Annotated in this window: 19 protein-coding genes and 2 pseudogenes; 9 read left to right on the forward strand and 12 right to left on the reverse strand. The window is 56.8% G+C overall.

The features are described from left to right. The first annotated feature begins 129 nt into the window (after nt 1-129). The 3 genes from LRS40_RS16760 (at nt 130) to LRS40_RS16770 (ending at nt 1699) form a co-directional block, all read left to right on the forward strand. Entirely contained in the window at nt 130-864 is a 735-nt protein-coding gene (locus LRS40_RS16760; RefSeq protein ID WP_231312133.1) for an AzlC family ABC transporter permease, read from the forward strand. 1 nt (nt 865) lies between these two features. Next, on the forward strand, nt 866-1189 hold the full coding sequence (locus LRS40_RS16765) for an AzlD domain-containing protein (protein ID WP_142489878.1): 324 nt from the start codon (nt 866-868) through the stop codon (nt 1187-1189). Between the two features lie 108 nt (nt 1190-1297). Continuing rightward, complete coding sequence (locus tag LRS40_RS16770; RefSeq protein ID WP_142489877.1) at nt 1298-1699, forward strand: DUF4440 domain-containing protein; 402 nt, start codon at nt 1298-1300, stop codon at nt 1697-1699. A 9-nt stretch (nt 1700-1708) separates the two neighbouring features. Here LRS40_RS16770 and LRS40_RS16775 read toward each other — a convergent pair whose 3' ends face one another. The 4 genes from LRS40_RS16775 to LRS40_RS16790 all read right to left on the reverse strand — a co-directional run bounded on the left by LRS40_RS16775 (nt 1709) and on the right by LRS40_RS16790 (nt 5747). After that, nucleotides 1709-2398 carry an RES family NAD+ phosphorylase gene (locus tag LRS40_RS16775; protein WP_231312134.1) on the reverse strand — a complete coding sequence of 230 codons (690 nt, stop codon included), beginning with the start codon at nt 2396-2398 and terminating at the stop codon, nt 1709-1711. Then, nucleotides 2395-2802 (reverse strand): MbcA/ParS/Xre antitoxin family protein, encoded by a 408-nt coding sequence (locus tag LRS40_RS16780; RefSeq protein ID WP_156263996.1) that lies wholly within the window; start codon nt 2800-2802, stop codon nt 2395-2397. The genes LRS40_RS16775 and LRS40_RS16780 overlap by 4 nt, the downstream gene beginning before the upstream one ends. A gap of 106 nt (nt 2803-2908) precedes the next feature. Next, on the reverse strand, nt 2909-5182 hold the full coding sequence (locus tag LRS40_RS16785) for an FdhF/YdeP family oxidoreductase (protein WP_231312135.1): 2274 nt from the start codon (nt 5180-5182) through the stop codon (nt 2909-2911). After that, nucleotides 5175-5747, reverse strand: coding sequence for a HutD family protein (locus LRS40_RS16790; RefSeq protein ID WP_156263994.1), 573 nt, complete (start codon nt 5745-5747; stop codon nt 5175-5177). Before LRS40_RS16790 ends, LRS40_RS16785 begins: the two co-directional genes overlap by 8 nt. Before the next feature lie 267 nt (nt 5748-6014). On the opposite strand from LRS40_RS16790, the pseudogene LRS40_RS16795 reads away from it, so the two are divergent. Then, nucleotides 6015-7405 (forward strand): annotated as a pseudogene (locus tag LRS40_RS16795) (cytosine permease). 45 nt (nt 7406-7450) lie between these two features. Here LRS40_RS16795 and LRS40_RS16800 read toward each other — a convergent pair. Then, complete coding sequence (locus LRS40_RS16800; protein WP_142489871.1) at nt 7451-7846, reverse strand: rhodanese-like domain-containing protein; 396 nt, start codon at nt 7844-7846, stop codon at nt 7451-7453. 109 nt (nt 7847-7955) lie between these two features. On the opposite strand from LRS40_RS16800, the gene ftrA reads away from it, so the two are divergent. Beyond that, on the forward strand, nt 7956-8918 hold the full coding sequence (ftrA, locus tag LRS40_RS16805) for a transcriptional regulator FtrA (RefSeq protein ID WP_231312136.1): 963 nt from the start codon (nt 7956-7958) through the stop codon (nt 8916-8918). Nucleotides 8919-8976: 58 nt separating this feature from the next. On the opposite strand, the pseudogene LRS40_RS16810 reads toward ftrA, so the two are convergent. After that, nucleotides 8977-9966, reverse strand: a pseudogene (locus LRS40_RS16810) (LacI family DNA-binding transcriptional regulator); the annotation flags it as partial. A gap of 342 nt (nt 9967-10308) precedes the next feature. Between LRS40_RS16810 and LRS40_RS16815 the strand changes: the two are divergent. Next, entirely contained in the window at nt 10309-11541 is a 1233-nt protein-coding gene (locus tag LRS40_RS16815) for an oligosaccharide MFS transporter (RefSeq protein ID WP_231313905.1), read from the forward strand. A gap of 11 nt (nt 11542-11552) precedes the next feature. Then, nucleotides 11553-13610 (forward strand): beta-galactosidase, encoded by a 2058-nt coding sequence (locus LRS40_RS16820; protein WP_231312137.1) that lies wholly within the window; start codon nt 11553-11555, stop codon nt 13608-13610. A 68-nt stretch (nt 13611-13678) separates the two neighbouring features. Here the strand turns inward: LRS40_RS16820 and ychF are convergent, their stop codons facing one another. Together ychF and pth are read right to left on the reverse strand one after the other, a co-directional pair. Then, a complete protein-coding gene (gene ychF / locus LRS40_RS16825) occupies nt 13679-14773 on the reverse strand; it encodes a redox-regulated ATPase YchF (RefSeq protein ID WP_032611353.1) in 1095 nt (364 codons plus the stop codon). Between the two features lie 126 nt (nt 14774-14899). Beyond that, complete coding sequence (gene pth / locus LRS40_RS16830; RefSeq protein WP_156263988.1) at nt 14900-15484, reverse strand: aminoacyl-tRNA hydrolase; 585 nt, start codon at nt 15482-15484, stop codon at nt 14900-14902. A gap of 275 nt (nt 15485-15759) precedes the next feature. Here pth and ychH point away from each other — a divergent pair, with 275 nt between their 5' ends. Further along, the gene (gene ychH, locus LRS40_RS16835; RefSeq protein ID WP_142489866.1) at nt 15760-16035 is read left to right on the forward strand and encodes a stress-induced protein YchH; all 276 of its coding nucleotides are present in this window, start codon (nt 15760-15762) and stop codon (nt 16033-16035) included. 121 nt (nt 16036-16156) lie between these two features. Beyond that, entirely contained in the window at nt 16157-17200 is a 1044-nt protein-coding gene (locus LRS40_RS16840; RefSeq protein ID WP_231312138.1) for a MerR family transcriptional regulator, read from the forward strand. On the opposite strand, the gene dauA is transcribed toward LRS40_RS16840, so the two are convergent. The 4 genes from dauA to lolB form a co-directional block, all read right to left on the reverse strand. Then, nucleotides 17186-18862, reverse strand: a complete 1677-nt coding sequence (gene dauA / locus LRS40_RS16845; RefSeq protein ID WP_231312139.1) for a C4-dicarboxylic acid transporter DauA — start codon at nt 18860-18862, stop codon at nt 17186-17188. The genes LRS40_RS16840 and dauA overlap by 15 nt on opposite strands. A gap of 120 nt (nt 18863-18982) precedes the next feature. Continuing rightward, a complete protein-coding gene (prs, locus tag LRS40_RS16850) occupies nt 18983-19930 on the reverse strand; it encodes a ribose-phosphate diphosphokinase (protein WP_003856663.1) in 948 nt (315 codons plus the stop codon). 123 nt (nt 19931-20053) lie between these two features. Beyond that, a complete protein-coding gene (gene ispE, locus LRS40_RS16855; RefSeq protein ID WP_231312140.1) occupies nt 20054-20923 on the reverse strand; it encodes a 4-(cytidine 5'-diphospho)-2-C-methyl-D-erythritol kinase in 870 nt (289 codons plus the stop codon). Further along, entirely contained in the window at nt 20920-21531 is a 612-nt protein-coding gene (lolB, locus tag LRS40_RS16860) for a lipoprotein insertase outer membrane protein LolB (RefSeq protein WP_142489863.1), read from the reverse strand. Before lolB ends, ispE begins: the two co-directional genes overlap by 4 nt. Nucleotides 21532-21702: the final 171 nt, after the last annotated feature.

The following is a 21702-nucleotide window of genomic DNA, read 5'->3' on the forward strand; positions in this document are numbered from 1 at the left end:
GTGGCGGGGTGGAGCAATGCCGGGGGCGCTTCGCTTGCCCGGCCTACAAACCAGATCTCATTTTTACTCTGGCTTTTGGTGTTGATTCTTAAGATAGTTATCGCACTAAGCAATACAAGGGAAGCAATAATGTTAACGAAGATAAATACCGGGCACCCCGCGTCCGCGACGGGCGAATTTCGGGCCGGTATTGCCGCCTGTATCCCGACCATTGCGGGCTACTGGAGCATTGGCTTTGCCGCCGGGGCGATCGGCACGCTCTCGGGTTTTACCACCGGACAAATTGCCCTGCTGGCCAGTGCCCTCTACGCCGGGTCGGCGCAGTTTCTGTTTTACTCTCTGTGGGCGGCGGGCGCCGAAATGGCATCCGTGGTGCTGAGCGTGCTGCTGGTGAACCTGCGCTACCTGCTGATGAGCTCCTCCATGAGCGTCTTTTTTCGCGACTACACCACGCTGCAAAAAGTGGTCAGCGGGCTGCTGCTGACGGACGAAACCTTTGGCGTGGCGGTTCAGCGCGCCAGCCCACAGGGCAACATCAGCTATGCCTGGATGCTGGGCCTGAACGTGACTGCCTGGCTGAACTGGATCATCGCCTGCGTGACCGGTGCCTGGCTGGCGACCACGCTGCCTGTATCGCTGATGGAGGGGCTGGGCTTTAGCCTGGTGTCGATGTTTATCGGCCTGATCCTGATGATGTGGTTCGCCAGCCGCAGAAAGGTACTCGAAACCATCAATATCGCTGTCGCGGTGGTCATTACGCTGTTAACTGCCGGGAATGGCTCGCTCAGTCTGGTGGTGATTGTGGCCGCCTCCCTTGCCGCGACCCTGGCGACGCTGCTGTTACGCACCCGGAAAGGAAAATAAGATGGAACGACATATTCTGCTGACCATTCTCGCCTCGGCGCTGGTCACCGCCCTGATGCGTACCGTGCCGGTGTTATTGCTGTCCCGCTTCCGTCTGCCGGATGTGCTATTACAGTGGCTGAGCTTTATCCCCACCGCCATCATGGCCGCCCTGGTCGCCGCTGAACTGCTGAGCAAGCCCGCGATGACCGATTCCGGGATCAGCATTTCGCTGCTGGCGGCGGGATTTGCCACGCTGGTGGGCATTCTGACCCGCGGGTTATTTGCCACGGTCATTGCCGGGGTAGTGGCGTTTTGCGCGGCGGGGTATTTATTGGCGCATTAATCTTTGAATAGTAAAGGCATGCCGGGGGCGCTTCGCTTGCCCGGCCTACACATTGCGCCGTCTGATGATAGAGTGAATACAGGCAGCCACTCACCAGGAGAAAAGCACATGAACGAACATCCGCTTCGCCAGATCATTAAGGCCTGTGACAGGGCGATCACAGCCAAAGATTTCGATTCGTTGATGGAGTATTACGCTGAAGACGCCGTGCTGGTGGTTAAGCCCGGTACGATCGTTAAGGGCAAAAACAATATCCGCAGCGCGTTTATCTCTATCTCGGACTATTTTCAGGATCGGCTCATCGTCAAACAGGGCGAAATGCAGATCATCGAAGGCGGCGGAGATGCGCTGGTGATCATGGAAACCCAGCTTTTTTATCCGGATGAACTGGGTGGAACTGCTGAGATAACGCGTCGGGCAACCTATGTCTTCCGCCTGGAAAATGACCGTTGGCTCTGCACCATCGACAACTCTTACGGCACTTCGCTTTTAGATGGTGATAATGCCTGAATATTGCTCTTACGTAGGCGTCACCAGCCCGACGCTGACCATGCCTTTGTCCCAGATGATTTGGTGCAGGGAGGTCTGAATAATGCTGGTGATAGGTTTCGGGGTTAGCAGTGCCCAGCAAATACCTTCCCGGTGGCGAACCGAGCGGTATGTTATGCCGGTCTCACCCGCGACGCGCAGGCTTGCGCCCAGCTGTTGCGGTGCGCGGTAGTCCGTTGGATGGTACCAGGGGTGCGTATCCGGCAGGCCGGTGATATCGGCAAAGGACGAGCCGCTCAGCTCCGTTTCCAGACAGCGGTACTCGAATCGTTCGAACTTCAGTTCAGGCACGTTCCGCCAGTAGCACTGGCAGTGGTAGACCACTTCCGCCAGCGCCGTTTCCCGGCTGTCGCCAAGGTAATAGACGCCAAAATCGCCATTCGAAAAGCGGCTGCCGTCGGGGTTGATATGGGTGAAAGCCGCCATCGCATAATGCGCGCCGCGGATCCCCAGCACCCACTCTTTGCGGGGCAACAGATCCAGATTACCCACTTCCTGCGTCAGGCGCGGGTTGGTTAATTTCTGAATGTCATAGAGAACGTCAAACTCCTCCGGGGTGGCAACGTCCTCGAATACGTAAATGGCAGGGTACTTGGTATGGAGCAGGCGGTAGCCTTTGATGGGAGTTTGTGCCGTTCTGGGGATCTCAGGATGGATCATCCGGACAGGCCTCCGCGCAGGACATCAACCCGCTTGGCGACTTCATGCAGGTTGCCGAACTCCCCCCCCTCAATCAGGGACAATGGCGTTGCTCCATTGAAGTAAGCATTGTGATTTGCCATGGACATAAACCCGTAGACGTTCTCGGGGTTGCTGAACACGATCCGCAGCGCCGAGTGCATATTCAGCAGGTAGCTGATCCGGGTTAACTGATCGTGAGTCAGCGAGGCCGTCTTCGTCTCTTTCTGGCGGTATTTGTAGAGCGCCGCTCTGGAGAGTTGCAGAATGTTCTGCTGTTGCTCTGTCGTGCAGCCCCATTTATCCAGAATGTTCATTGCAGCTCTGATGGCGATGAGATCGCGATCGCCGCGGGCTTCAGAGTTAAGGTTCAGGTGCTTCGTCATGTGATCGCTCCCTCAGCTCAGCGTGACTGATATAGTCTTAGCATGAACTAAATAAGACAATCTGTCTACGCGAAGACACCTTTGCCTGATTAATGCGCATGGCGCGCTATAGCGTCCTCATCTCTTTTGAACGCAGGGTGATACGTACCGGCACCGATTTATACGATGGCGTGCCGCTCTCCTTATCAAGATAATTGAGCGGAACCAGCACGTTAGCCTCCGGGTAGTAGGCAGCCACCGTGCCCGGCGCGATGCTGTAGGCCACCAGGGTGATGTCGTCGAGGCGCTGCCGACTGTCGGGCAGGGCGGTGGTGATATCCACCCGGTCGCCATGCTCCAGCCCCAGCTGCTGCATATCCTCTTCATTCATAAACAACACGTCGCGGCGACCAAACACCCCACGATAGCGATCGTCCAGGGCGTAGATGGTGGTGTTGTACTGGTCGTGACTGCGCAGGGTGACCAGGCGCAGCACGTTTTCACCTTCCCCCGGGCTGTTCTCCGTTACGCCGTCAAACAGGGAGAACATCGCCTTGCCGCTGGCGGTAGGCCAGACGCGCTCGGTAGGCGGCAGCGGCATGCGGAATCCGCCGGGAATACGGATCCGTTCATTGAAGTTCTCAAAGCCGGGAAGAGTCTGTTCGATCCGGTCGCGGATGCGATCGTAATCGGCCACCAGCGCCAGCCAGTCGGTTTTACTGTTCGTCAGGGTGGCGTGGGCTATCCCGGCGACAATGGCCGGCTCCGAGCGCAGCCACGGCGAGGCCGGTTTCAGCTTCCCGCTGGAGGCATGCACCATCGACATGGAATCTTCCACGGTGATCGACTGCTGGCCGCTGCGCTGTATGTCCAGCTCGGTGCGCCCGAGGCAGGGCAGCAGATACGTCTCTTTGCCGACAAGCAGGTGGGTGCGGTTCAGCTTGGTGGCAACATGTACGCTGAGATCGAGGCTTTTTAACGCCGGGAAAGCCTTGTCATGATCGGGCATCGCTACGGCAAAATTGCCCCCGAGGCAGAGCAGCGCTTTGGCCTCGCCGTCGATCATCGCCTGGGCGGCCTGCACCGCGTCGTGGCCGTGGGCGGCCGGCGGCGTAAAGCCAAACACCTCGCCCAGCCGGTTGAGGAAGGCGGTGGTCGGTTTTTCGGTGATCCCCACCGTGCGGTTACCCTGCACGTTGGAGTGGCCGCGCAGCGGGCAAATACCTGCTCCGGGCTTGCCGATATTGCCGCGCAGCAACAGCAGGTCGGCAATCAGGCGTACGTTGGCGGTGCCCTTGTTGTGCTGGGTGATCCCCATGCCGTAGGTGATGATGGTGGCGTGGGATTTGGCGTAGATCTGCGCCACGTTCTCCAGATCGGCGCGGCTGAGCCCGGACTCGCGTTCGATAGCCTCCCAGGTGGTGGCGGCGATGTCGGCGGCAAACTCCGCGAACCCCTGGGTCTGGGTGGCGATAAAGTCGCGATCCAGCGCGTCCAGCACCAGCAAGTGTTTGGCGATCCCTTTTAACGCGGCGGCGTCACCCCCGGCTTTCACCTGATAGTAGGTTGAGGCGATATCGGTGGCGCTGTACGTCGCCATCTCGCGGACGCTTTGCGGATCGGCGAAGCGCTCAAGGGCGGTTTCGCGCAGCGGGTTAAAGACGATAATCGGCACGCCACGGCGGGCAAGCTCGTGCAGGGTACCCATCATCCGCGGGTGGTTAGTGCCCGGGTTATGGCCGATGGAGATCACCAGCTCGGTGTGGTCAAAATCCTCCAGCGAGACGGTGCCTTTACCAATGCCGATGGAGCGGGGCAGACCGACGCTGGTGGCCTGATGGCACATGTTGGAGCAGTCGGGGAAGTTATTGGTGCCCAGTTCGCGGGCAAACAGCTGATACAGGAACGCGGCTTCGTTCGAGGCGCGCCCGGAGGTGTAAAACTCCACCTGATTCGGCGCCAGGCTGCGCAGCACCTCCCCGATACGGGTAAAGGCCTCGTCCCACTCTACCGGGCGAAAGGTGTCGCTCTGCGGATCGTACTTCATGGGATGGGTCAGACGGCCATAGCCCTCCAGCTCAAAATCGCTTTTCGCCCACAGGGTGCTGACGGTGTGCTCCGCGAAAAATTCAGGAGTAACGCGCTTCGTGGTCGCTTCCCAGGTCACCGCCTTGGCGCCGTTCTCGCAAAACTGAAAGGTGGACTTGTGCTCTTTGTCCGGCCAGGCGCAGCCCGGGCAGTCAAAGCCGTCGGGCTGGTTGGTGCGCAGCAGGGTCGCAGGGGCGTCAAAGGCATCCATCTGCGTGCGCACGGCAATGGCCGTGGCTTTTAAGGCTCCCCAACCGCCCGCCGGCCCGGCGTAATGGCGGATCCCGGGAACCGCTCGTCTGTTGTTACTCATCTGCACTCCTGTCTGTTCTCTCATCATGACGGCGGATCTCCGCCAGCAGCAGCGACGCCTCCTCTGAGTGTGGCACAAGCTCACCCGGCGTCTCCCCCTGCCACCAGATCCCGCTGGCAGGCGAACAATGATTTCCGGCTAACTGCCAGTGACCGTTCAGCACATATGCGATGCCCTCCGCCCCGGGTCGCAGGGCGTGGCTTGCGATCGTCACCTGCGCGCGGGCCCGGCTGCGCTGGGTCATGACGTTAAAATCCAGGCCCGGCCCGGTGACACCCTCGCTGGCAAGCGGCCACTCGCCAGGAAAGGCCCAGGGCACGCCGGGCTCAAGGCGGTGCAGCAGGTCGTCGCCGCGCAGCCACAGCCCGGAACCGCCGAGCAGCATAATCACCCGGTCGACACCGGGGAAGAGGGAGAAAGGTCCATCCTGGCCGAGCGTAGCGATGCTGGCTCGCCACAGAAAGGGGGCATCCGCCGAGGGAATACTGACAATTTCCCGGGTTTCCCCCGCCCCGTTTTTCCACGGGGTGACCGGCAGGGAAGCAAGCGTAAAGGGGGTAATCATGTCCGTCTGACCCTGATTGTGGTGGTTAATGATTCATATGTGCTACAGATAATTTTCAAAATAATTACAAATTATTCACAGTTCAGTTCACAAATCCATCATCAGATTCGTGTCGGCAGATGTCAATGGTTGTATATACATGATCTGTCATGTGGCATTGCCCCTACGCAGGCAGGGTGTCTGGCGGTCATTCATCATCCATTCAGAGAGGAAGCTATGTCGTCTTTTTCGTCTTCAGAAACGCAGTCAAAGAAAAACGGGACGCGGTTGTCGGAAACGCGCTCCATCGATTACATCCCGGATAATGAACGTCATGGTCACCCCTTCAGTCAGTTCACGCTGTGGTTTGGCGGCAACCTGCAGATCACGGCCATTGTGACCGGCGCGCTGGCGGTGGTGCTGGGCGGCGATGTGGTGTGGTCCATTATTGGTCTGCTGGTGGGGCAGGTGCTCGGGGCGACGGTGATGTCATTCCATGCCCTGCAGGGGCCACGTCTGGGCCTGCCGCAGATGATCATCAGCCGCGCTCAGTTTGGCGTGCTGGGGGCGGTGATCCCGCTGGTGCTGGTATGCGTGATGTACGTTGGCTTCTCCGCCAGCGGAACGGTGCTGGCCGGACAGGCGATGGCGAAACTGCTGTCGGTATCGAACGTGGCGGGGATGATCCTGTTCAGCGCGATCATTATCGTGATTGCTGTGCTGTGCTGGGCTATCGCGTGATCCACAAGCTCGGCAAGGTGGCGAGCGTGGTGGGCGTACTGGCGTTTGTGTACCTGTTTATCGCCCTGCTGATGTCCAGCGACCTGGGGGCGATTGTGCAGAACAACCACTTCTCGATGCCGATGTTCCTGCTGGCGGTGTCGCTCTCTTCATCCTGGCAGATCGCCTTTTGCCCCTACGTGTCGGACTATTCGCGCTATCTGCCGCGAGACGTCTCCGGTGTGAAAACCTTCTTCTCTGTCTTCAGCGGCACGGTGCTGGGCACCCAGGCCTCGATGACCCTCGGGGTGATCACCGCGGCGATTGCCGGCAGCGCTTTCAAGGGGCATGAGGTGAGCTACATTGTCGGGCTGGGCAAAAGCGAGGCGATGGCGATGGTGATCTATTTTGCGATCTGCTTCGGCAAAATCACCTTCACCACCCTGAACGCCTACGGCAGCTTTATGTCGTTGACCACCATCGTGTCGGGTTTCCGCAACCAGACCACGCTGAGCCAGAGAAGCCGGGTGATCTTTGTGGTGCTGATGGTGGCTATCTCCTGCGTGATTGCGCTGCTCAGCGAACCGGCATTCCTGAAACACTTCACCCATTTCCTGCTGTTCCTGCTGGCGTTTTTCGTGCCGTGGAGCGCCATCAGCCTGACCGACTACTTTATTATTTCCCGTAAAGCGGTGGATATTCCGGCGCTGTTCGATCCGCGTGAACGCTACGGATACTGGAATATGTTTGGAATTAGCGTGTATGCCGTTGGTGTCCTGATCCAGCTGCCGTTCATTGAAAACCCGCTCTATCACGGCTCCCTGACGTGGATCTTCGCCGATAATGACTTGTCGTGGATCATCGGCTGGTTCTGTACGGCGGCGCTGTACTATGCGTTCAGACGTTTTGATCGCCGGGTGCTGCCGGAGCAGACCATCTATCCGGCGACGGGCAGGTAAGGGGAGTGCCAGCGACCCCGCAGATGATACGGGGTCGCTGTTGCTTTACCGGTCGTTAAAAGCAAAACCTTCGTCGGCCCACCCGGTCATGCCACCAATCATAATTTTCACCGGGCGACCCAGCTGCGCCAGCTTCAGCGCCGCGCGATCGGCACCGTTGCAGTGCGGCCCGGCGCAGTAGACCACAAACAGGGTATCCGCTGGCCATTCCGCCATCCGCTGGGCGGTGATCTCCCGATGGGGCAGATGCAGGGCGCCCGGAATATGGCGCCGGGCAAAGATCTCCGGGCTACCCACCACGTGCAGCAACACAAAATCGGTATCCCCCTCTTTGAAGGCGCTCCAGACATCGGCACAATCTGTCTCCACGCTCAGTCGCTGTAAAAAATGGTTCACCGCGTTTTCTGCCGCCGCGGCAGGGTAATCAGTCACATAGCTCATACTTTCCTCCAGGATTGAGACTTTACTCTACGGCGGCAGCGCGCTTTTGACAGCTGGCAGAAATGCCATATACCATCGAGATCATGACAAAAATACCCTGAGTGCGGTGATGAAAAATCCTCTGGTGGTTGCGCTGGCCTATGACGGCTTGTGTACGTTTGAATTCGGCATCGCTGTGGAAATTTTTGGCCTTGCCCGCCCTGAAATGGGGGATCACTGGTATCGCTTTGCGGTGGCGGGTGTCGAACCGGGGGAGCTGCGCGCCACGGGCGGCATCCGGCTGGTGGTCGACGGCGGGCTGGAGCTGCTGGCGGAGGCCGGGACCATTATCGTTCCTGGCTGGCGGGGCGCCGATGTCCCGGTACCCGCCGCGCTGTGTGAGCAGCTGGTCGCCGCCCATCAGCGTGGGGCGAGAATTTTATCCATTTGTTCTGGCGTCTTTGTGCTGGCCGCCGCAGGGTTGCTCGAAAACCGTCAGGCCACCACCCACTGGCGTTACACCGACCTGCTGCAGCAGCGTTATCCCGCCATTCAGGTGACCCCTGACGTACTGTATATCGACAGCGGCGATGTGCTGACCTCCGCCGGCAGCGCCGCGGGTATCGACCTGTGTCTGCACCTGGTGCGCCGGGATTATGGCAGCGTGGCGGCTAACCAGGTGGCGCGTCGGCTGGTGGTGTCGCCGCATCGTGATGGCGGCCAGGCGCAGTTTATCCAGCAGGCGGTGCCTGTCGCCTATGAGGGCAACCGGTTTGGCGCGCTCTTTGATTACCTGCTTGAAAACCTTGCCGCTCCGCACAGCGTCGATTCGCTGGCGAAATTTGTCGGCATGAGTCCCCGTACCTTTCTGCGCCGTTTTGCGGCGACCACCGGCAAAACGCCTGCCCAGTGGTTGCTTCATGCTCGCCTGACTCGTAGCCAGGATCTACTGGAGAACACCCAGCTGTCGATAGAGCAGATTGCCGAGCAGGTGGGGTTTGGCAGCGTAGCGACCATGCGCCATCACTTCCGCAATCAGCTGTCGACCACGCCTGCGGCGTACCGGAGAGGGTTTGCGGAGCCAGCGCGGTGATTCATTCAGGAGGACAGCCGCTTGCGCGGCTTTGTTATCCCTTTTAATTTACCGCAATCGAATCACGCAAAATAAATTCCGCAGGCAGAATGCAACTGTCGGGAGCGCTTTCCGGTGCTGCTGCGAGCACTCTGGCTACCGCCTCCTTTCCCTGCGCGTCTAAATCGAGGCGCACCGTGGTAAGGGAAGGAATGAAGAAGGCGCTTTCATAACTGTCATCATAGCCAATAATGGAAACCTGGCGGGGTACCGCGATGCCGGCTTTGTTCAATGCGCTCAATGCGCCCAGCGCCATCTGGTCGTTACCCACCAGCAGAGCGCTGAATTCCACCTTATTGTCGATAAGCTGTCGCGCTCCGTCGTGGCCGCTTTGGGCATCCCAGGTACCATAGATAATCGCCGCGGGCGTTTTGCCAAATGCGGCCAGGCTGCTTAACCAGTTTTCCAGGCGCAATTTTGCCGCAACAGAATTCTGCGGACCCGGCATCAGCGCGATGTCGTTATGCCCCTGGTCACATAAGCGCTTAACGCTCTCCTGGGTACCGTTAGCCGGGTCGAAGATAACGTGAAACACGTCGCTGTCCGGGGCGACGTCGAGAAACAGGCAGGTCACATCGGCGTTGTGTTCTGCCAGCTCCCGGGCGAGGGGCGTCTCCAGCGGGACGTTAATCAGGATTTTTTCGATAAACTGGGATTTAAAGTCGTTGATCGACTGCTGGATCGCCGTGGCGTCGCGCTCATCAATCATGGATATCAATACCTGGTAGCCCGCTTCACGGGCATGTTTTTTCACCGATGCGGCGATTTGCGACGGCGCGTGCAGCGCCAGGGAGGTGGTGATTAATCCCAGCGCCTGGGTACGTTTCCCGACCAGCTGTTGTGCCAGACGGTTAGGAACGTAGCGCAGATCCTCAATCGCCTGCTCAACGCGAATCCGCGTTTTCTCGGCGACATTCACAGATTTATTGAGCACCCGGGAGACGGTCTGGTAGGAGACGCCCGCCTGGCGAGCAACATCTTCCAGCGTCGCATTTCTGTTTTTATTCACCCTCGATCCTTTCTTTCACGTGGCTAAAAATACGCGTTTCTCCGCAGTCTGAAGGCAACATTATATCAAAATGTCATACGTTCACATGTTGGAATTTAGCGATCTTGCTCACCTTTTCCCGCTTAAAAAATTGTGTTCTGTGATGGCAGTTGCAGTTTTCATCAGCGGGGGTTGTTTGCGACTTTTGTCAGGTATTGTATGTAACACATTGATGTGAACGTCATACATTTTCAGGCTGCGGACAATTATCCTGGCCCAGTCGTTCCAACGTGACCCAAAAGAACGCTATTCGCTGCACGCTCAGCGAAGCAACAACCCTGTTCCTTGATGAGGAAGAAAAATATGGTTACCAGTAAAAGGAACTACATCCTTTTAAGTATTTTCGATTTTCTCTATCTGTTTGCCTGGTCCTCGACGATGGCCTTTTTTGTTATCTGGACGACGCAACATCTGGGGATCAGCGCGACGAAAACAGGGTGGTTGTATGCCATAAATGCCTTTATTGCGCTAACCATGCAGCCGTTCTTCGGTTTTATCTCTGATAAATTCGGCACTAAAAAATCGCTCATCTTTTTAATTATTGCGCTGCTACTGCCGGTCGGACCCTTCTTTATTTATATTTATGCGCCTTTGCTGGTCAGCTCCTTCTGGTTGGGGGCGATTCTTGGCGGGATTTATCTGGGGGTGATTTTTAACTCCGGGTGTGGCGTTATTGATTCCTATATCGACAAAATATCGCGCCGTTATTCTTTCGAATATGGACGGGTGAGAATGTGGGGCTCTTTGGGATGGGCAGCTGCGGCGTATATTGTCGGGCGTAATATTAACGATAATCCAAATCTCTCATTCTGGCTGGCCAGCATTGCCATCGTGTTAGCGGCTGTGTGCTTTATGCTGACGAAAATCACGGTCACGCTGGAAGAAGAAAAAATGACCTCGTCATTAAAAGCGGGGCATGTTTTTGAATTGATGAAAGACAAGCAGTTCTGGATGCTGATTATTTTTACCTTGTTCGTCACGCAAATCTATGACACCTACGATCAACAGTTCGCACAGTACTTCTCTTTACAGTTCCCAAGCGTTGACGAAGGGAATAAATGGTACGGCACCCTGGCGTCGATTCAGGTGTGCGGCGAGACCTTATTCCTTGGGCTGATGCCGTGGTTTGTTAACCGTGTCGGCGCGAAGTGGGCGCTGGTGATTGCCGGAACCATTATGTCGGTGCGTATTCTGGGCTCTGCGGTTCCGCTGGGTCCGGTATGGATCGCTGCGGTGAAGATGATGCACGCCATTGAAAAACCTTTAATCCTGATCTCTGTCTTTAAGTTTATTGCGCAGAATTTTGACCATAAATTATCATCCACGATCTATTTACTGGTGCTGTTTGCGGCGTCCATCGCCACGACGATCTACTCCCCGGTGGTCGGCCATTTATATGACACCATTGGGTTTGCCAATACCTATATCATTCTTGGCGTTATTTCAGGACTCTTTACGCTGTTCTCGGTGTTCTCTCTGAGGAACAAAAAAGACAAAGTTATTGCTCTTTCTCAAGAGAGAGAATCTTTAGCATAAGGGAGGTGGTTATGAGCAAGTTATTTACGCAACTCAATTTCTTACACGGTGCGGATTATAATCCTGATCAGTGGCTCAGTCAGCCCGATATTCTTGAGAAAGATATTGCCCTGATGAAAGAGACGAAATGCAACGTGATGTCGGTGGGGATATTCAGCTGGGCTAAACTGGAGCCCGCCGAAGGTGAATACCAGTTTGAGTGGCTGGATGCGGTTCTGGACAGACTATATGCCAACGGGATTTTTGTTTTTCTGGCAACTCCGAGTGGGGCAAGGCCGGCATGGGTATCAGAAAATTACCCGGAGGTATTGCGGACCAATAAAGACCAGACCAGGAACCTGCATGGAGAGCGGCATAATCATTGTGTTTCTTCCCCGGATTATTTACGGCTGACCGGGAATATTAATCAGCAGCTTGCCAGACGCTATGCGAACCACCCGGCAGTCCTGGCCTGGCATATCTCTAATGAGTATGGCGGCGAGTGCCACTGTGATATTTGCCAGCAGGCCTTCCGCGACTGGCTGAAGCAGAAGTACCAGACCTTAAAGAACCTGAATGAGCGCTGGTGGAGTGCATTCTGGAGTCACGAATATTCAAGCTGGAGCCAGATCCATTCGCCGGGGCCGCTGGGTGAACAGTCCGTTCATGGGCTGAATCTCGACTGGCGACGTTTTGTGAGCGAGCAGGTCGCGCTCTTTTGCCGCCATGAAATACAGGCGGTGAAAGCCTTTAATCCTGCGTTGCCCGCGACCACTAACTTCCATGGCGTATTCAGCGATTACGATTACTGGCGTCTGGCGCAGGAGGTGGATTTTATCTCCTGGGACAGTTACCCGGAGTGGCATAAACCCCGACAGCAGCAGGAGGTCGCCGCGTACACGGCCTTTACGTTTGATCTGATGCGAAGCCTGAAACCGGGTCTGCCGTTCCTGCTGATGGAGTCCACACCCGGCACCACCAACTGGCAGGCGGTCAGCAAGCTGAAACGGCCGGGAATGCACCTGCTTTCGGCTCTGCAGGCGTTGGCCCATGGGTCTGACTCGGTGCAGTATTTTCAGTGGCGAAAAAGCCGCGGTTCGGTCGAAAAATTACACGGCGCAGTGGTAGATCACGTCGGTCATCTCAATACCCGCGTCGGGCAGGACGTAAAGCAGGTCGGTGCAGCCCTGGAAAAACTGGCACCTGCGGCGGGAGCGGATTACCAGGCTGAAGTGGCGATAGTCTATGACTGGGATAATCGCTGGGCAGTAAACGACGCTGCCGGGCCCCGTAATTGTGGCATCAAGTTTGAAGAGACAGTGCAGAAGCATTATCAGGCGCTCTGGCAGCAGAGTATCCCGGTGGATATCGTGTCTCAGCAGTCAGATCTCAGCGCCTACCGGGTCATCATCGCCCCAATGCTCTATATGGTGGATGAAGCTTTTGCCGCACGCGTTAATCAGTTTGTCGCGGCAGGAGGCATTTTTATTGCGACCTACTGGACGGGGATCGTCAATCCAGATGACCTGTGCTTCACAACCGGTTTCCCGGGACCGTTGCGCGACGTATTGGGTATCTGGTCGGAAGAGATCGACGCTCTGTACGATGGCGAAACCAATCATATCAGCATGACGTCATCAGGGTGGAGCAGTCCGGAGCATGGGTACGAATGTCGGGAACTCTGCGATCTTATTCACGCGGAAACGGCAGAGGTACTTGGTGTTTATCAGGATGATTTCTACGCCGGAAGGCCCGCGGTAACCCGTAATGCCTGGGGCAAAGGGCAGGCGTATTATCTGGCGGCAAGAACCGGAAGCGATTTCCTGCAGGATTTTTACCAGATGATTGCGTATCAACATGGCGTGACCGCCAGCACGGCGATGCAGCTGCCGGAGGGGGTGGTCGCCACGGCAAGACAAAGCGGGGAGAGGACCTACATTTTCGTGCAGAACTATGGTGACCAGGCCGTTACGCTGGATCTGACGGAAGAAAGCCGGGCGCTGAAACCGTTACTGAATGGCGACGTGCTTAACGGGTACCACTACCCGCTGCCAGCGTTCGGCGTTGAGGTGTTTTTAGCGGGAAATTAATAATCTGATGTTCCTTAATCAAAAAAAATCCACGCATTGGCGTGGATTTTAAGTGGGGTAGTTTAACCTTAAACGTTAAACAGGAAGTTCATCACATCGCCATCTTTAACGATGTAATCTTTCCCTTCAGCACGCATCTTACCGGCTTCTTTCGCGCCTTGCTCACCCTTATAGGTGATGAAGTCTTCAAACGCGATTGTCTGCGCACGGATAAAGCCCTTCTCGAAGTCGGTGTGGATCTTACCCGCAGCCTGAGGAGCGGTCGCGCCAACAGGGATAGTCCATGCACGCACTTCTTTCACGCCAGCGGTGAAGTAAGTTTGCAGGTTCAGCAGTTCGTAACCGGCGCGGATCACACGGTTCAGACCTGGCTCTTCCAGACCCAGCTCGGCCATGAACTCTTCACGGTCGGCATCGTCCAACTCGGCGATATCAGATTCCACCGCAGCACAGACAGCCACAACCACAGAGCCTTCGGCCGCCGCGATTTCGCGCACTTTGTCGAGGTATGGGTTGTTTTCGAAACCGTCTTCATTGACGTTAGCGATGTACATGGTTGGCTTCAGGGTCAGGAAGCTCAGGTATTTGATCGCCGCTTTGTCTTCTTCGGTCAGGTTTTTCAGCGCGCGCAGCATGCCGGCGTTTTCCAGCTGTGGCAGACATTTTTCCAGCGCAGCCTGTTCCGCTTTCGCGTCTTTGTCGCCGCCTTTGGCTTTCTTCTGCACGCGGTGCAGGGCGCGCTCGCAGGTGTCGAGGTCAGACAGCGCCAGCTCGGTGTTGATGACTTCGATATCGTCAGCTGGATCCACTTTGTTGTTCACGTGGATGATGTTGTCGTTTTCAAAGCAACGCACCACGTGACCGATGGCTTCGGTTTCACGGATGTTGGTCAGGAACTGATTGCCCAGGCCTTCACCTTTGGATGCGCCTTTAACCAGACCAGCGATGTCCACGAACTCCATGGTGGTTGGCAGAATGCGCTGCGGCTTAACGATCTCAGCCAGCTGGTCCAGACGCGGATCGGGCATTGGCACGACACCGGTGTTTGGCTCGATGGTGCAGAACGGGAAGTTAGCTGCTTCGATGCCCGCTTTAGTCAGCGCGTTAAACAGGGTGGATTTGCCAACGTTAGGCAGACCAACGATACCGCATTTGAATCCCATTTCTGAATCACCTTAATATCTTGATATTCAACACGTTAACATTAACGAGTCGAAGAAAAGTAAATAACTTTGCCTATTATACACGTAACCCGCAGCCTGCGGGGCAAAAAAGGCGTCTCGCGCCGGTTATTGCGCTTTGAAAGCGTGCAGACGGTTGGTGGCCTTGGTTAAGCCATCCTGCAGCCAGATTTCGGTACAACGCACCGCTTCGTCTACCGCCTCGTCGATCAGCTTCTGTTCTGAAGCCGGGGGTTTACCGAGGACAAAGCCGACAACTTTGTTTTTATCGCCCGGATGACCAATACCGACGCGCAAACGGTGAAAATTGGGGTTATTGCCCAGTTTGCTGATGATGTCTTTTAAGCCGTTATGCCCGCCGTGACCGCCGCCGAGTTTGAATTTCGCCACGCCCGGCGGCAGATCCAGCTCGTCGTGGGCCACCAGGATCTCATCCGGGTTAATACGGTAGAAGGTCGCCAGCGCGGCAACGGCTTTGCCGCTTAAGTTCATAAACGTGGTCGGCACCAGCAGACGCACATCGGCTCCGGCCAGATTCACGCGTGAGGTATAGCCGAAGAATTTCGGTTCCTCGCGCAGGGGAGCGCGCAACCGCTCGGCCAGCAGATCAACATACCAGGCGCCCGCATTGTGGCGGGTGGCCGCATATTCCGCGCCGGGGTTGGCCAGGCCGACAATCAGTTTAATCGTCACGTTTTGGTTCCTGAAAGTGCTAAGTCTGGCGCGTAGTGTACTGTCTGCCGCGTCGCTTGACAAAATTCTGCGCGCCGTCACGGTGAATCAGAATAATACCGTCTCTGAACCATTAGAATTTCATGCTACACAAAGGCTTATTTGTAAAGTTTTGTTGCTCCGATGTGCGTAAATGTGATCCCTCACGCAATCAGCAAAAGGGGTGTTGTCTATACTTTACACACAAGGATTAGGGAGATTATTTCCCTGCAACCCAAAAGTTCCGGAGGTGACATATGAAACGCAGCAACGCTTCGTTACTCGGTAACGTGCTAATGGGGTTGGGATTGGTGGTCATGGTTGTTGGCGTCGGTTATTCCATTTTAAACCAGCTGCCGCAACTTGACCTGCCGCAATATTTTGCACATGGTGCGGTGCTGAGCATCTTTCTGGGTGCTGTATTGTGGCTGGCGGGTGCCCGCGTCAGCGGTCATGAGCAGGTCTGCGACAGATACTGGTGGGTGCGCCACTACGATAAGCGCTGCCGTCGCGATCAGCATAAGCACAGCTAATGTGCGAACCCAATGAATACCGAAACGGCTCCCTCTGGAGTCGTTTTTTTTTGCATCATCTATTGACCCTCACGTAACGTAAGGCTCCAGAGTGACGCCACTGGCACAAGAAGGAGCCGTTATGTTAATTCAGGTCGGGGAACTGGCGAAACGCGCCGGGATCACCGTGCGCACCTTGCACCATTATGAGCAAACAGGGTTGTTGCTGCCTTCTGCCAGAAGCGCGGCAGGGTACCGGCTCTATAATCTGGCCGATGTTCAGCGTCTGCATATGATTCAGGCGCTGGCAAAGGCAGGGCTGGAACTTGCTGAAATCAGGGACTTTCTGGAGAAAGATTCACTCTCGCTATCGGAACTGCTCGAGGCGCAAATACACCTGCTGGACAAGCAGGTGCGCAGCATCACCACGCTGCGCGACCGGCTTGTGGCGTTGCGCACCGGGCTCGATGCCCATGAGGATCTCGATCTGGAGTCCTGGCTACAGACTCTGGAGTTGATGAATATGTACGATCGCTGGTTTAGCAAAGACGAGTTGCAGCAGTTACCTTTTGCGCAGCACAAGGAGGCGCTGGCGGATATCTGGGCCGCTCTGGTTGTGGAGGTGAAAAACCTGCTGGAGAACGACGTTACGGTTTCCGATCCCCGGGCGAGGGATCTGGCTACGCGTTGGATGGTTCGCCTCGAACAGGATACGGCGGGCAAACCGGAGTTTCTCACCCGTCTCAACGAGATGCACAGCGTTGAGCCGCAGATGCGCGAACAAACGGGCATCACGGCGGAGATGACGGATTACATTACGCGGGCGTTTGCCGAATCAAAGCTCATCATCTGGGAAAACTATCTCACGCCGGAGGAGATGGCCTTCACCCGGGCACACTATTTTGATCGCATGATGGAGTGGCCACCGCTGGTGGCGAAGCTGCACCGGGCCCGGTCGGAGGCGTTAGATCCCGCATCCGACGCCGCGCAACAGCTGGCCGAAAACTGGCTGGCGCTGTTCCAGTCTTACGCCGGAACTGACCCAGTGACGCAGCAAAAATTCCGCCAGGCGATGCAGCAGGAGCCGCATCTGATGAAGGGCACCTGGATGACGCCTGCTGTGCTTGAGTGGCTCCAGCAGGCGATTGGCATCATGATGCAGCGGCGGATGTCACAGATCCGCTAACGCTGCCTCGCGGTTCGGATAGAACGCCAGACGACCGGCAATGGGTTGCACCCCTGCGCGCGCCATGGTGCGCAGGGGCTGGAACTCGAGATTGCTCACCCGCAGTTCACAGCCTTCCGGCAGGCGTTGCACAAACCGCTGGAAAGCGTCCAGCCCGCCCGCATCCATTACCGGAACCGCATCCCATTTCAGTACCACAATTCGTTTCCCCGCGATGCGCGACTCGAGATCGCTGAACAGGCCCTCGGCGGCGGCAAAGAACAGTGGGCCGATCACCCGCAATACCAGCACGTCGTCAGGCACCGTCACGTTGACCGTCGCCAGGCGGGTCATACGGGCAATGCGGCGCATAAACAGCAGCGAGGCCAGCACAATCCCGACGCTTATCGCAATTACCATGTCAAAGAGCACGGTCAGCGACATGCAGATAAGCATCACGATGATGTCGTCCTTCGGCGCGCGGCGCAGCAGGTTCACCACTTTATGCGCCTCGCTCATATTCCATGCCACCATCAGCAGCAGGGCCGCCATCGCCGACAGCGGCAGCCACGAGAGCAGGGGAGCCAGCACCAGCAGGGCGAGGATCACCAGTATCGAGTGGATCACCGCCGAGACCGGGGAGGTTGCGCCGGCGCGCACGTTCGCTGCCGAGCGGGCGATGGCTGCGGTGGCGGTGATCCCGCCGAAGAACGGCGCGATGATATTGCCCAGCCCCTGGCCGACCAGCTCGCTGTTGGCTTTGTGTTTGGTGCCGGTCATGCCGTCCAGTACGACCGCGCAGAGCAGGGACTCAATCGCCCCCAGCATCGCCATCGAAAAGGCGGCAGGCAACAGGGCGCGCAGAGAGTCCCAGCTCAGGGTGAAGCTGGATCCGGGCATATCCCACGGCAGCACCAGCTGCGGCAGAAGCTGCGGGATACCGTTACCCTGCGAGCCATCTGCCAGCACATAGTGGAACTGCGAGCCGATGGTGGCGACGTGTCCGCCCAGCAGATTAACTACCCCCATCACCGCACAACCCAGCAGCAGGGCGGGCAGATGTCCCGGCAGGCGGATGCCCAGTCGCGGCCAGAGGATCAGCGTGCCCAGCGTTACCACGCCGATCGCCGCATCGCCCAGGTTTGCTGTCGGCAGCGCCATGATGAGCGCCCCCACTTTTTGCAGGTAATGCTCCGGCACGTGGGCCATCTGCAGGCCGAGGAAATCCTTGATCTGCATGGTGCCGATGGTGATGCCGATCCCGGAGGTAAAGCCCAGGGTCACGGAAAGTGGAATGTACTCAATCAGCCTGCCAAAACGCGCCAGGCCGAACAAAATCAAAAATACCCCGGACATCAGGGTCGCCACCAGCAACCCGGCGAGGCCAAACTGCTGGGAAACCGGATAGAGGATCACCACAAAGGCGGCGGTCGGCCCGGAGACGCTGAACCGCGACCCGCCGGTCAGGGCGATGACAATCCCGGCGACGGCAGCGGTGTACAGGCCGTATTGCGGTGCCACGCCGCTGCCAATCGCCAGCGCCATCGCCAGCGGAATGGCAATGATACCGACGGTGATCCCGGCAATCAGGTCACGGGTAAAGCGTGACAGGGTGTATTTCTCTTTCCAGCAGGCGTCGATGAGGGCGCGGAAGGGCAGAACATGAGAGGAAGCGTTTTTCACAATCATCATCCATGTGCGCATCATCTGTCATATCAATGGCAGGTGAAGGAGGCATTAATCATACAAATAAATACCACAGACAAAAAAACCCGCCGTAGCGGGTTTTCAGACTGCGTCCGATTAGTGTTCGAACATTGCAGAGATGGATTCTTCGTTGCTGATACGACGAATCGCTTCGGCCAGCATCCCGGACAGGGTCAAAGTACGCACGTTTGGCAGCGCTTTGATTTCGTCGCTCAGTGGGATGGTGTCACACACCACAACTTCATCAATGACGGAGTTGCGCAGGTTGTTCACTGCATTGCCGGAGAAGATCGGGTGAGTTGCGTAAGCGAATACGCGTTTTGCACCACGCTCTTTCAGCGCTTCGGCGGCTTTGCACAGAGTGCCGCCGGTGTCGATCATGTCGTCAACCAGCACGCAGTCACGGCCAGCGACGTCACCGATGATATGCATCACCTGAGAAACGTTAGCGCGTGGACGACGTTTGTCGATGATCGCCATGTCGGTATCGTTAAGCAGTTTGGCGATAGCGCGTGCGCGAACCACGCCGCCGATGTCCGGAGAAACCACAATCGGGTTGTCCAGGTTCAGCTGCAGCATGTCTTCCAGCAGGATTGGGCTGCCGAATACGTTATCAACCGGAACGTCGAAGAAGCCCTGGATCTGCTCGGCATGCAGGTCAACCGTCAGAACGCGGTCAACGCCAACACTGGAGAGGAAGTCAGCAACAACTTTAGCGGTAATTGGCACACGTGCGGAACGGACGCGACGGTCCTGACGGGCATAACCAAAGTAAGGAATAACAGCAGTGATACGGCCAGCGGAAGCACGGCGCAGGGCATCGACCATGACAACCAGTTCCATCAGGTTATCGTTAGTTGGAGCACAGGTGGACTGGATGATGAAAATATCACCACCGCGTACATTTTCGTTAATTTGTACGCTGACTTCGCCATCGCTAAAGCGACCTACGGCGGCGTCGCCAAGAGAAGTGTACAGGCGGTTGGCAATACGTTGTGCTAGTTCCGGGGTGGCGTTACCAGCAAAAAGCTTCATATCAGGCACGAGAAGAACCTCAGGCATGCGTCCAGTGGTGGATAGTTCGCCGTAAACTGTGCGGGCCAGGCGAATGCTATCCAGGCGGTGTATTAAAGAGCGCGATGCAACGTCTGGAACAGGGTGACGTTGTCACCGAAACTCAGATTGCGCCAGAATGGCCTGCTGCAGCGGGGAGATGTTCATACCACGCGCTACGAAACCATGCAGCCACTCTGGAGCCAGCTCGAGCACCTGACGTGCAGCGGATTCCGTATCAAATTCAGCAAAGACACAGGCCCCTGTGCCAGTCAGGCGCGACGGCGCGTATTCTAACAGCCAGGAAAGCGCGACATCAACCTCGCGAAAACGTTTTCTTGCGATATCCTCGCAATCGTTGCTGAATTCACAGTTTAATAACGTTTCTATTGACCTTATTGGCGTATCGCGCGGAAGGTCCGGATCTTTAAAGATAACCGGGGTCGGAATGCTGACCCCCGGGTGGGCCACCAGATACCATTTTTCCGCGGGTTCTGCCGGGGAGAGGATCTCGCCCACCCCTTCAGCAAAGGCCGCATGTCCGCGGACAAACACCGGCACGTCGGCCCCGAGCGTCAGCCCGAGCGCGGCCAGTTCATCCACCGTGAGATCGCAGCCCCACAGGTGGTTGAGCACCACCAGCACGGTGGCGGCGTTAGATGATCCGCCGCCGAGCCCGCCGCCCATCGGCAGCCGTTTCTCAACGCTGATATCCGCGCCGCTGCCCGCAGGCAGACGTCCGGATTGTTGCGCGGCGCGCATCAGCAGACGGGCGGCGCGCACGATCAGGTTATCCTCATCGGCCACGCCTTCGACCGGCGTCAGCAGACGGATTTCTCCGTCCTGACGCAGTTCAATGGAAATCGTGTCGCCATAGTCAACAAACTGAAACAACGTCTGCAGAGTGTGATACCCGTCAGCACGCTGGCCGGTAATGTATAAAAACAGGTTCAGTTTTGCGGGCGACGGCCAGTGGGTCATCATTTGACAATCCAGTTATCCATTTTCAGCTTGATGCGCTGGCTGCCTTCGGTCAGTTCCAGGCTGGACGGCAGGGCCGGTTTGCTGTTGCTGTCGTAGCCGCCGTACACCACTTTCCAGGTTTTGCCGTTCTGGCTGTAGTTCACCTCGCTCAGGCGATACTGGTCGTCGAGCTTATAGTCGGTGGCGTCGCCCGGCAGGCCGAGGATCCACTGGCGCAGGCTGGTGATCGGAATCGGCATCCCGGTCAGCTTGCCGATCATCTCTTCGGCATCGGTACCGGTATATTTCTGCCCTTTATTGTCGGTGACCTGGGCGCTGCCAGGCTGGGCAATCAGCTCCATCTCCGTGCTGCCAAGCGGGTTCAGCAGCAGCAGACGATAGCGATCCTGGCCGGTTTGCTGCCAGAAGAAGCGGGCGTAGACCTTCTGCTGATCCGACAGATAAGCAAAGGCGCCGCGGGTCTGATATTGGCTTAATGTGCGCACTTCCTGTTGATGCTGGCGCCACTGCGGTGAGTCCGGGCTTTTACCTGGCCCTTTAGGCGGCGTAATGGAACATGCGGTCAGCACCAGCGCGGCCAGGGGCAGCAGGCGAATCAGTCTGGTCATAATGAGGACAAATCCTTGAGATACGTGGCAGTTATAGTTCTTAATGCTAGCGCCCGGTAGCGGGAGCGTCTACGCTCAAGTTGTCCTAAATCATCAAATTAACGGTTAATAACAACTAATAACCTATTACTCCGAAAGGGTGCAGTCTCTTTTATTGATCTCGCGCATCCT

Origin of the sequence: Leclercia sp. G3L, from assembly GCF_021117075.1 — a bacterium.
Lineage (GTDB): Bacteria > Pseudomonadota > Gammaproteobacteria > Enterobacterales > Enterobacteriaceae > Enterobacter > Enterobacter adecarboxylatus_C.